Here is an 11,589-nt window from a genome sequence, read left to right as displayed (position 1 = left end):
TACCATATAAACCACAACATACGGTTATCTGCACTATGTACGTAACTGCAGCAGCCTGCTTTTGAGCTTTTATGGGGACTTTGCCTGCAATGTAATGTAGAAAGGTACAGATCATATATGGTTAGACCAATGTAACGGTTTGTTAGAGATTATCAAGCGGGCTGATGATCTTATCCAAAGCATGCGTGGTAATGTGGGTATAGATCTCAGTGGTTTTACTGGACTTATGCCCAAGCAGCACCTGGATGTACCTGAGATCCGTTCCTTGCTCAAGCAGATGTGTCGCGAAAGAGTGGCGTAGCGTATGTGGTGTGGCGGGTGCCTGCACGCCGGCTCTCTCTTTACTGGCCTTGAAGACGTTGCGGATGCTTTCTACAGTGTACTGTCCGCCAGTCTGCCCCTCAAAGAGCCATTCTTTGGGCTTATATTGTTTATAATAGGCCCGTAAGCTTTCTAATAGTTTTTGCGAGAGCAGGGTGGTTCGGTCTTTCTTGCCCTTGCCACCTCGTATCAGGAGCAGGTTTCTTTCAGATTGCACATCGGTCAGCCTTAAGTTGATCACCTCCCCTATGCGCAGCCCCCCTGCGTAGAGCAGTTGCAGCACACAGCGGTGCTTCAGATTCTCTGCCGCCGATAATATTTTCAATACATCTCGCTTGCTGAGTACCTGGGGCAAACGTTCAGGCTTTTCGGGCCGCTCTACCTGGTTCAACTGTACTTCGTGGCGCAGCAACACCCGCTGGAAATAGAACTTGACCGCATTGATGCTCTGGTTCACAAACGAAACAGAATAGGTGCCTGCCTGCACCATTCTCCGATGATAGTGGTTGATCTCCTCTTCAGAAAATGCGTTGATACGGTTTAACCCCTTCGCTTTATATGAATTTAGGAAGCGAAGCAGGAGGCTATGGTAAGTGCGAATGGTGCTAAGGCTATAGTTCAGGAGAAACAACTTTTCCAGGTAAGAAATCGGGCAGGGTATATAGCCATCGCCTTTCCGGTAACTTTGCTCCCAAAGCCTTAACTGCAGCTGCATGTCTTTTACCTGCAGGGTCTGGGAGAGCCATACCAGAGCAATGAGTTCTACCTCTGAAAGCAACGTACCTATACTGCCGCTATCACCTTTTATGACAAAGCACTGCATCTCAGGAAGCCACCAGGCGGCTTTGCTTTGTTTAAGACAAGAATAGATGGCTTTATGATACTGGTAGCTGAGTTGTACATACGGCTTTCCCTTGTACTCCAGCGGTTGTAGGCGTACCACTGGTCGTACACTTCCTTTTTCCAGGGGCTCGGTTCGCGTAACACCGTCCTGTTGCAAGATCACGGCTCCCTGGGCTGGGCGCAGCCGCTTAGGTTTAAATAGATACCTGGTGTCCACTTTGGCATATCCCTGAAAATGCTGGTGCGTCATCTCAATGCACTGGTTTGTGTGGTGCATCACAAAGCATTTGTAGGTTTTGCTGTACTTGATCCAGCTGGCCTCCTTCAGACGCCTGGATATGGAAGGGTTGGGTTTGTACCAGATCCGGATAAAACCTTTGCCGGCATGTTCCAGCGGGTTAAGGAACAAAACAGGCAGCTGAGTGGGGTAAGCCATAACAAATGAGGAAGTTGCATGTAGTGAAGGTATAACCTTCTAAGACCACAGCCGTGTTAATACCCGGGTATATCCGTTTATAAACGGGTAATAAAACAGCTAAGAGATGGCACAAGTGAAATCATGCCAACAGTGCGGCACCGGTATTGTAGGCAGAAGCGATAAACGGTTCTGCTCTGACCAGTGCAGGTATCTATCTAACAACATGGCCAAAAGGCAGAGCCAGGAGGAGCAACGCATCCAGCAGGTAAATACTGCCCTTCGGAAGAACCGAAGCATCTTAAGGCAGCTCAGCCCCAAGGGCAAAACCACCATCCCCCGCCAGTACTTAGAACTGGCGGGCTTTGATTTCCGGTACCTCACTCAGCTCTACCGTACCCAACGGGGCAACACTTACCACCTATGCTATGACTACGGGTACCTGCTGCTACCCGAAGAAAAGGTGCTGATTGTTAACTGGCAGCCCTACATGGATGCGACCTGAAACTTTACTGGTATTTCAAACGGTTTTCCCAACCTTCTCACCGACAAACTAAAACAATCCCGGGCACCATCGCTGGCCCCTTTATCTGACACAGCGCCTTATCAAATTCAAACCTCCTCTCTCTTTACCTCCGCTCCACTCCTAGATAGGCAGGGTGAATCTTTCCGGAAAGGCGCAAGACAAAAACTTAAAATCCAGTGGATTGCCGCGAACTACCTGGGCATTGATGATGCCTCTACCCCGAAGCTTTTGGACCTCCTTTACTGGTTCAAGGATTCAAACCAGGGCAAGACGTCCAACATCATGGGTTCTATGCTGGTCCGGTGCATGCCGCCCTGGATGGGGAAGAACTCTACATTGGTGGCTCCGGCCGCTTGGAACTGGTTGAAGGTAGAAACCGAAGTCTGGAAGAAAACAGCTTCATCCTCAGTGCCATGGTAAAGCCGGGTGGGGCTGGTAGGCCTCCAGTCTAACAAACTATTATTAGCGAGGGCCTGCCTTAATACCGGCTCTCCCGAAGGATTGCTTAAGTTGGCGTAGAACGTAGGGTTAAACAAACCAGCGGGCGAGGTAGTGAGTTGGCTGTTGATTTCTTCCCGGTCTTTGGTGCCATCCAGCAAGCCGGGAATCCGGTCGGCGTAGGGCTGCCGGAAGAAATCGGTAAAGGGGCGGTTCCAGCCATAGGTAACATTGTAGCTGTTCAGGATAAGGGGCAGAAAGGAAGGCTCTGCGTAGGTGGGCGTAGTAGCGATGGTGGAGAGCATTCCCTCCAGGTCGTAGCCGCCCGCCCCGGCAGCTACCGCAGTGAGATCTAAATCATGGCTTTGGTCTGACTCTATCTCTTTCTGGGCAGCCAGGGTAACATAGCCCCCTTCAGAATATCCCACCAGAAACAGGTTGTCATTGGTTTCTATCTGCTCCTGGTCCAGGTAAAACCGGGCCGCTTTGAGCATGTCTATGACCGCTGCCGCTGAGTGTTCCTCGTCATAATAAGGGTGCACAATCTGGCGGGTATCGCCGTAGCCTATGTAATCTGGGATGACCGTAATGTACCCCACCGCCGCAAAAAGCTCAAAGCCTGAAAACCCCTCGGGGAAGTTGGAGGGAGCATCGTCGTCGGCAAAGATGGTGCCGTGTTGGGCGCTCACCAGCCCAGGAGCGCCCGGGGTGTTCAGAGGCACGCAAAGCAACCCTGAGGCTTGCACCGGATTGCCTTTGTACGTGGTGTTGTACACGAACTTGAAAAACTCCACGTCATAGTCAATGAACGTTACAAAGTTGGAGAAGCCCGCAGCGGTGGCGTAAATCTGCAGAGCTTCATTGGGAATGGTGCCCAGCGAGGTAACCGAGACAAAGTACTCATCCCGGTCGGGCTGCGGATCATCGTCTGAGAAATCACAACTTGTGAAGACAAATAGCGCCAGTACCGCCCAGCGCAACTTAAGTAAGGTCTTTTTCATGACTGCTCCTTTTAAATTATCCCTTCCTCCCCTGCTCTACTCATTCTCTCTGATAGTCAAGGTATTAAATAAAAGACGTAATTAAAACACAATTTACCCTTACCGGCGTTATACAAATAACAGAATGGGTCTAAAAGGAAGAGAAGATTGGAAAGGCAGGTAAGATAAAGGAGGAAGCGTCTAAAGGTTGCCCAAGGGAGCTCGGGCTTCAAAAGGCTTGGTAACAATAAGGTAATATACCTGCCAGAATGGTAACAATTCCTTTATATCCATCCAAGAATAGAAAAGTAACTTCACTTTCTACTAAAGGTGACAGTTATGAAAGTGATTCGGCTACATACCTTGTTAACGGAACTTGAGCCACTGATGCTGGAGGTTCAGGTGATGGCGGGCGGTTACCTAACTGATGCCCAGACAATTACCTGCGAGCGCCTGGAACGTTTAGGCGTTTCTACCGGCAACGAGCCTTTAGAATTTTACACCACAGAGAAAGACCACGTCATCGCCATTCATTTCGCGCGGCGCCTTGACTTGCAGAAATCCATCTGCGCCATTGACTACTTCCCCAACCACAGCCAGCAGGAGGTTAGCAAAGTCTCTGACCTGGTGCTGGAGGCCTTGCGAAAAAAGCCTCCTTTTCAGAAAAAGACCTTAAAACAGTCTATCAGTTAAGGGGCAATACCAACCGGAAACAGGTTCCCTGCTGCTCGGTGCTTTCCACGGTCACTTGCCCGTGGTGGGCATCCATGATCGCTTTCACGTAACTTAAGCCTAACCCAAAGCCTTTCACGTTGTGCACGTTGCCGTTGGGCACGCGGTAGAACTTGTCAAACAGGAACTTCTGGAACTCCTGTTTGATGCCAATGCCTTTGTCCCGAATGCTGATCTGAATGCCTTGTTCGGTATCACGGGTACTCACCTCAATTTCGGGGGCCTGGGCAGAGTATTTTTCGGCGTTGTCTAACAAACTGTAAAGGGCGTTGGCCACGTGCAACCCATCGGCGTGGATGAACGGCTGGGTGGCTTGCAGGTCCAGTCGCAATTGGCCGGCCCGCTGTTGCAAGCGTGGCGTCAGGTTCTGGCCAGTTTCCTGCAGCAAAGCGTGCAAGTCTACCGTTTCCTTCTTCAAGGCCAGTTCTTTCCGCTCCATGGTAGCCATCTGCAAGACGCGTTCTACCTGCGCTCTCAGCCGTTCATTCTCAGAATGAATCAGGTCATGGTAGCGGGTGAGGCGGTCTGGGGAAAGCGTCTCAGAGCGTTTGCGGAGCACTTCGCTGGCCAACCCGATGTTGGTGATAGGGGTTTGCAGCTCGTGGGTGAGGTTGTTGATGAAGTCGGTTTTAAGCTCAGAAAGGCGTTTCTCGCGCAGAATCTGAATCATGGTGTAGCCGAAGAACACCACCACCACTAGCAGTGCCCCGGTGGAGTACCACCAGAATTCCATCTCCTTCAAAATAAACGAGGTTTTGCCCGGGAAGACCACGGCCAGGTTGTACAACGGTACTGCGCCCTCCTCTGCATGTTTAATCACCGGGACCTGGGTTTTTCCTTCTACTTTTTGCGGAGCGGCAATGTATTGCCCAAACATAAGCGTATCATCCAGGCGGTTGTACACCCCAAACTCATAGCGGTCCTGCAACTGCCGTTTGGCCAGTTCCTGTTGCAAAAGCTTACTGGCTTCTACCGGGTCTACCGAGGTATGCAACTCGGCCACAAAGAAGTTGGAAGCCACCTGCTCCACCGGCTTGGCAGAAGTAACCGCTTCCTTTCCGCTTTGGGTCAGCAACTGGTCAGAGACATTGGTCAGGGCCACCTGCACACTGTGGTTGAAAGCCCGCTCCTGGGCATTGTAGGCTTTGGTCAGCCACACCAACTGCGTGCCTAGCAGCGCCACCAATGACACACAGGCCAGCACCATGATGATTTGAATCTTACGACGGCTCATGGCTCTAATTTACAGCTTTTATGCCATCTCCCTTAATCATTAACATCTCATTAACATCTTTTTACAAACCATTAACCTAGGTGCGTTTCTACAGCCGGTAAGTTTGCAAAGGACTTAAGCACTAGGCCATGAGCGTGAAAACAATACCATCCGGACAACTTACCTCGGTAACCTCCACCATTTTCCCCACCCCTTTTCTTTTTACCAGAAAGCAGTTTATTCCGCTGTTTTTGGGGATGGGCGTCACTGCCCTGGGCTTTCTGCTCATGGCCACCGACAGCACCCCGCAGGGCTACGGATTCCAGGGCCTCACCCTAGGTCCTTTGCTCGTGATCCTAGGCCTGGCCCTCCCGTTTTTCGGCATATTCCGAAAAAACAGCCCCGAAACAAAGGTCCCGCTTTCTCCGGCCTGGCGCACCTTTCAGCGCTGGAATACCGGACTGGGCTGGCTTGTCGCTTTGGGGGCGTTGGCGGTCTACGTCTTTACCCTGGAGCCCACCACCAGTTTCTGGGATACCGGGGAATTCATTGCCGCGGCGTACAAGTTGCAAGTGCCGCATCCGCCCGGGGCCCCGCTTTTCCTGCTCCTGAGCCGCCTATTCACTCTCTTAAGCTTTGGCGATGTGTCTAAGGTGGCCTGGTGGATGAACTTCTTCTCGGCGTTTAGCAGCGCAGGCACCCTGCTGTTTCTTTTTTGGAGCATCACCCTGTTAGCGCAGCGGCTGCTCCCCCTATCAACCGAAGGTCCTTCCAAAAGCCAGCAGATCTTATTACTGAGCAGCGGAACCGTAGGCGCCCTGGCCTTTGCCTTCACCGACTCCTTTTGGTTCAGTGCCGTGGAAGCCGAGGTCTACGCCCTGTCTTCATTCTTCACGGCCATTGTGGTGTGGGCGGCCTTGAAATGGCAGGCGGAAGCCGATGCCCCCGAGGCAGACCGTTGGCTTCTGTTCCTGGCGTATCTGGTGGGCCTTTCCATTGGGGTACACTTGCTCAACCTGGTGGCGTTGCCGGCGCTTGCGTTATTGGTGTACTTTCAGAAATACAAGCCCAAAAAGACTGGCATACTGGCCGCTTTGTTCATTGGAGGAGTATTAGTGCTCGCGGTTATGGAAGGCGTGATCACCGGGCTGCCGTCGGTGGCGGGTTCTTTGGAGATTTTCTTTGTGAACAGCATCGGGTTGCCGTACGGAGGCGGTGTACTGATCTTTCTGGCGGCTATCATTGCTGCCATTTGGTACGGATTGCGCTGGGCCAAAAAGACAGAGCGGGTGGTGTGGCATACGGCTCTGGTAGCGTTGATCCTGGTGTTGCTGGGGTACTCCTCCTACCTCATGGTGCCCATCCGCTCTGGGTACAACCCGCCCATTGATGAAAACAACCCCGAGAACCTGCTTTCCTTTGTGAGTTACCTCAAGCGGGAGCAGTATGGCAGCCGCCCTTTGCTGTACGGTCCGCAGTTCAATGCGCAGGCGCAGAGCTTTGAGAAGAAAGCTCCCACCTACGCCCCGCAAAACGGCAAGTACGCGGTGGTTGACCATACGTATGAAGCGGTATATGAGGACCAGGAGAAGACGTTGCTGCCCCGCCTGTACTCAGACCAGCCCGTGCATCTGAGGGCCTACCAATACTGGGTGAACGTGCAAAAAGGGCAGAAACCCACCTTTGGCGAGAACCTAAGTTTCCTGTGGAACTACCAGCTCACCCATATGTACTGGCGTTATTTCGGGTGGAACTTCATTGGCCGGGAAAGCGAGGTGCAGGGCGCGGGGGTGCTGTGGCCTTGGGAAAAGAAATCCGACGCCCCCTCTCCTATTCATGAAAGCAAAGCCCGCAATCAGTTTTTCCTGTTGCCGCTGCTACTGGGAGTTTTAGGCTTGTTTTTCCAGTTCAGGCGCAAATCTACCGACGGCTGGGTAGTGCTGCTTTTGTTTTTCTTCACCGGAGTCGCCATTGTGCTGTACCTGAACCAGCCGCCGGTAGAGCCCCGCGAGCGCGATTATACCTTTGCCGGTTCGTACTACGCGTTCAGCATCTGGATTGGTCTCGGTGTATTGGCCGTCGGGGATTTTCTGCGGCGCTTCCTTAAATCGGAGATTCCGGCGGCGGCCCTGGCCACGGTTCTGGCGCTTTCCGTTCCGGCGATTCTCCTGGCCGAGGGCTATGATGACCACAACCGTTCTAACCGCTACCACGCCGTAGATGCTGGCCGAAACCTGCTGAGTTCCGTAGCCCCCAATGCTATCCTGTTCACCAACGGCGACAATGACACCTTCCCGCTCTGGTATCTGCAGGAAGTGGAAGGGTTCCGGACCGATGTGCGGGTGCTGGTAATGCCCTACCTCAACACCGATTGGTATATTGAGCAGGCCCGAAAGCAAATGAACGCCTCGGCGGCGTTGCCCGGCACCTTACCCGTTTCACAGTACGCCTTCAGTGCTAACAACTACCTGCCGTATGTGCCCAACCCATCGGTGCAGGACAGCGGCATGGACCTGAACCAATACTTGCAACTGCTGAAGCAACACCATCCCGCCTTGCAACTACAAACCCAGGACGGTCGCACCTTGAACGCGTTGCCCACCAAGCGCCTCCGTCTGACCGTAAACAAAGCCGCGGTGCTGCAAACCGAAACGGTTTCTTCTGAGCGCGCAAACCAGGTGGAGGAGATGATGGCGTGGGAATTACAAGCCGAAGCATTGGAGAAAAAGCACCTCTTTATGCTGGACCTCATCGCCGCGAACGGATGGCAGCGGCCCATCTACTTTTCCAGCACCGGGTCAGAAGTATCAGAGCTTGGGTTACAGCCTTACCTGCAGTTAGAAGGACAAGCCCTGCGCCTGGTTCCCGCCCGTAACCCCAACCCTGATACAGATGCCTACGTGGACCGGCAGCGCACCCAGGAAAGCCTACTGCGAAAGTTCCGGTACACGGGCCTCACCAACCCCGACCAGCCCTACGAAGAGAATTTTGTCACCCAGAATGTACCCGTGTACCGCCGCAACTTCGGGGAACTGGCCACAGCCCATTTGCAGGCAGGTGATGTATCCCAAGCCCAGAAAGTACTGAAAGCCTGCTTAACCCTGATGCCGGATGCCGGGGCTCCGCACAATTTTGAGAGTGCCGGGTTGGTATTGCCGCTGGCGAAGGCAGGACTTACAAAGGAAGCCCGGGACTTAACGAACCTGCTTACCCAACGCTTTGACGCCCATCTCACCTACTACAGAACACAACCCGCCTACTTTGAACGGGAACGCCAGTTGAACCTCTTCGGGCTGCAGAGTCTGGTGCGCGCTACCCAGACCGCCGGGTTTCCCGAGGCCAAGAAGATAGAAGAGTTGTTTCTGCGGCACTATGAAAGTCTGAGATAAGCAACCCAAGCACCCGGCAAAAAACAAAGGCAGAAGCGGATCACCTCCGTTTCTGCCTTTGTTTTAAGAAAACAGATCTTAAACAGCTTTTCTTATTTACTGGTGGCCGGAAGGGAAAGCACCGGCAGTACATTATCGTGTACCAGGGTATCGGCGGGGCTGCTCCCGAAAAGCTTGTCCCAGAAGGAGCGGTTCTGTTTAGAAACTACTAACAAATCGGCTTGCTTTGATCGGGCATATTCTTCCATGCTGGAAGCCAGTTTGTCGCTAAACACGCGGGCATAACCTAAGGTGGGGGCCTGTAACTCCCATTTTGAGGTGAACGCCTGCCACCGGTCCTGGCTTTTCTGCGATTCGGGGTCTGCCTGCACGTACAGCACCGTCACCTCCGCCCCAAAGGTATGAGCCAGGTCTTGCAACTCTTTCAGGTGCCACTCGGCCTCGTTGTACGGGTCAATGGCGTAGACAATCTTCTTGAATCCTGTAAACTGGCTGTGCTGGGGTACCGCCAGCACCGGGCAAGAGGCATGGTTCATGAGGTAAGTGGCGGTGTTACCTACCCATCGGTCCAGGGCAGAATCGGCTCCCGTGGTGCCCATGACCACCAATGAAACGTTATGGGCCTTCGGGAAATCCACCACGGAGTCCATGCCGGTTCCCCTTAACACCTCACCTTGTATCTCCACATCGGGCACATTCTGGCGCACTTCTTCCACCAGGCCCCAAAGCTTGTCTTTGACTACTTTCTCCCGGTCCTGGTCTAGAGCCACCTCGGTGGGCGTGTACAGCGACGGATCGGCCCAGGTCATCCCTGAAACGGAGTTGGTAATACCCGGAACTTCATTATTGAAGTACATGGTGTGCAGGAACACCAATCGGCCTTGCAGTGCCCGGCTCATTTCTACCGCGTATCCGATGGCATGGTTTGCCACCTCTGAGAAGTCTGTAAGAAGGACGATCGTTTTCATAGTCTGGCAGGTTTAAGGTGAGTCTCTTTTTATTTACTGCAACAGACCAGATATAGTTTCTGATGAATATTCAACCCCAACTACCCGTACTTCCACCCTCTTTTCTTTAAAAAGGTTGATAAACGATTCTCTTTTGCGAAACCGCTTTTCTTAAAAAGGAATCTGCATGGCCAGCAGCAGGCGTTCTTCCAGCTCGGGAAGTTCGCAGAAGCCGCGGGAAATAAGTCTGGGCCCTAAATGATGGTCTAAGTAGACGCTGGGCAGGGTATTAACGCCCATCTGCTCCACCAAACGGAACTCCTCCTGGGTCTGACGGTAGATTTCCTCGGTTTCGAAAACCGCCAGAAACAGGTTCTCCGGAATCCCGAAGGGTCGCAGGACTTCCACCAGCACGTGCGTGTTGGTGATATCCAGACCATCGGCGAAGAAGGCAGAATGGAGCGCGCGCAACACTTCCAGAGAAAGGCCGGGCCTCAGGTGGCGCACCGTTAACAGGGCCCGGCAGGCGGGCTCGGTATCATAGACGGTTTCCCGTTGCAGAAAGAACCCGTAGTCAAAGGGCAAGTTTGATTTTCCCTGTGACCGATGCCAGCTCACGGCCAAACGATCTTTTTCCTGGGAGGTGATAGGGTCCTGCGCATACGGGTTAAGGCCACCTACCAGCACCTGCACCGTAAGTCGGCCAAACCAAAGTGCTTTCAGCCTTCTGATGACGGGCGTAAACCCGTAACACCAGGCACACATAGGGTCAGTCACGTACAACAACTGCGGGTTTTCGGGTGGCTTTTGCATAGGCAAAGGGCAATGGTTCTCTCCTGTTTAGCGAAAACCAAGCCATAAAGGTTCGCTTAGGCAAAGAAAACCCTATCGCTGGCATCATCCGGTAAAGAACTGTTTTAGGCCTGTTTTCCCCTACCTAAGCCCGAAACGGCTATTCATGGTAGATCATTTTCACGGTCATGCCGCCGTCTATGGTCAGGCTCTGCCCCGTGATGAAGCCAGCTTTGTCTGAGCAGAGAAACAGGGCGGCCTCGGCTATGTCCTGGGGAGTGCCTACCCGCCCGGCAGGGTGCTGCTCTTTGTCTTCCTTGCTGTGGTGCGGGTCGGTTTTATGCCCTTCTTTCTGCCAAGGCCCGGTTTCAATCCAACCGGGGCTGATGGCATTCACCCGGATGTGCTGAGGAGCCAGGCTGATAGCTAGGGAATGGGTAAGCGCTTCTAATCCGCCTTTAGCGGCGGTATAGCCAAACGTGTTGGGTTCTGACATAAAGGCGCGGGTGGAGGTGATGTTGAGGATGGTGGGGTTGGTGCCTTTCTCCAGCAACGGGAACGCGTACTTGGCGCATAGGAACGGCCCCCGCAGATTCACGGATAAGACCTGGTCAAACTCCTCAATGGACACCTGCGACAGTGCCTTGCGGGCGGGCGAGGCGATGCCGGCATTGTTGATGAGTACATCAAGACGGCCGTACTGCTGCCTGATGCGGTTCATGAGCTGCTGCACCTGCTCTTCTTTGCTCACATCGCAGGGCATAAAGTCCACGGTTAGATTCTGTTTCCGCAGCCAGGCCATGGCATCAGCCCCGGCATCCCAGTCCAAATCGGAAATTACCACGTTGGCTTTTTCAAGGGCAAACGCCTGGGCCAAGCCCCGACCAATGCCTTGGGCTCCGCCCGTGATCAGGACAATTTTGGAAGTGTAATAATTCTGCATGGATCTGGGGGAAACGGCTGAGGATAGAGGCGCGCCCGGAAAGTGCTTTC

The 11,589-nt window shown here is 53.1% G+C and carries 9 protein-coding genes; 3 read left to right on the top strand and 6 right to left on the bottom strand.

Features of this window, described 5'->3' with window-relative positions; all coding sequences use genetic code 11:
* Positions 1 to 142: 142 nt before the first annotated feature.
* On the bottom strand, positions 143 to 1,600 hold the full coding sequence (locus ACW9SV_RS22320) for a tyrosine-type recombinase/integrase (RefSeq protein WP_479559002.1): 1,458 nt from the start codon (positions 1,598 to 1,600) through the stop codon (positions 143 to 145).
* 106 nt (positions 1,601 to 1,706) lie between these two features.
* On the opposite strand from ACW9SV_RS22320, the gene ACW9SV_RS22315 reads away from it, so the two are divergent.
* Positions 1,707 to 2,084 carry a hypothetical protein gene (locus ACW9SV_RS22315; RefSeq protein WP_479559001.1) on the top strand — a complete coding sequence of 126 codons (378 nt, stop codon included), beginning with the start codon at positions 1,707 to 1,709 and terminating at the stop codon, positions 2,082 to 2,084.
* 260 nt (positions 2,085 to 2,344) lie between these two features.
* Here ACW9SV_RS22315 and ACW9SV_RS22310 read toward each other — a convergent pair whose 3' ends face one another.
* The gene (locus tag ACW9SV_RS22310) at positions 2,345 to 3,544 is read right to left on the bottom strand and encodes an alpha/beta hydrolase family protein (RefSeq protein ID WP_479559000.1); all 1,200 of its coding nucleotides are present in this window, start codon (positions 3,542 to 3,544) and stop codon (positions 2,345 to 2,347) included.
* 318 nt (positions 3,545 to 3,862) lie between these two features.
* Here ACW9SV_RS22310 and ACW9SV_RS22305 point away from each other — a divergent pair, with 318 nt between their 5' ends.
* Positions 3,863 to 4,216, top strand: a complete 354-nt coding sequence (locus ACW9SV_RS22305) for a hypothetical protein (RefSeq protein WP_479558999.1) — start codon at positions 3,863 to 3,865, stop codon at positions 4,214 to 4,216.
* Here the strand turns inward: ACW9SV_RS22305 and ACW9SV_RS22300 are convergent.
* Positions 4,209 to 5,489 carry a sensor histidine kinase gene (locus ACW9SV_RS22300; protein WP_479558998.1) on the bottom strand — a complete coding sequence of 427 codons (1,281 nt, stop codon included), beginning with the start codon at positions 5,487 to 5,489 and terminating at the stop codon, positions 4,209 to 4,211. The genes ACW9SV_RS22305 and ACW9SV_RS22300 overlap by 8 nt on opposite strands.
* Before the next feature lie 128 nt (positions 5,490 to 5,617).
* On the opposite strand from ACW9SV_RS22300, the gene ACW9SV_RS22295 reads away from it, so the two are divergent.
* Positions 5,618 to 8,857, top strand: a complete 3,240-nt coding sequence (locus ACW9SV_RS22295) for a DUF3098 domain-containing protein (RefSeq protein WP_479558997.1) — start codon at positions 5,618 to 5,620, stop codon at positions 8,855 to 8,857.
* Between the two features lie 92 nt (positions 8,858 to 8,949).
* On the opposite strand, the gene ACW9SV_RS22290 is transcribed toward ACW9SV_RS22295, so the two are convergent.
* The 3 genes from ACW9SV_RS22290 to ACW9SV_RS22280 form a co-directional block, all read right to left on the bottom strand.
* Positions 8,950 to 9,825, bottom strand: a complete 876-nt coding sequence (locus ACW9SV_RS22290) for a universal stress protein (protein ID WP_479558996.1) — start codon at positions 9,823 to 9,825, stop codon at positions 8,950 to 8,952.
* A 150-nt stretch (positions 9,826 to 9,975) separates the two neighbouring features.
* On the bottom strand, positions 9,976 to 10,617 hold the full coding sequence (locus ACW9SV_RS22285; RefSeq protein ID WP_479558995.1) for a DsbA family protein: 642 nt from the start codon (positions 10,615 to 10,617) through the stop codon (positions 9,976 to 9,978).
* A gap of 139 nt (positions 10,618 to 10,756) precedes the next feature.
* The gene (locus ACW9SV_RS22280; RefSeq protein WP_479558994.1) at positions 10,757 to 11,539 is read right to left on the bottom strand and encodes an SDR family NAD(P)-dependent oxidoreductase; all 783 of its coding nucleotides are present in this window, start codon (positions 11,537 to 11,539) and stop codon (positions 10,757 to 10,759) included.
* Positions 11,540 to 11,589 lie beyond the last annotated feature (50 nt).

This window comes from Rufibacter sp. JT20002 (assembly GCF_056491185.1).
The sequence above is the reverse complement of the archived record's forward strand: the minus strand, read 5'-3'. Positions and strand labels throughout refer to the sequence as shown.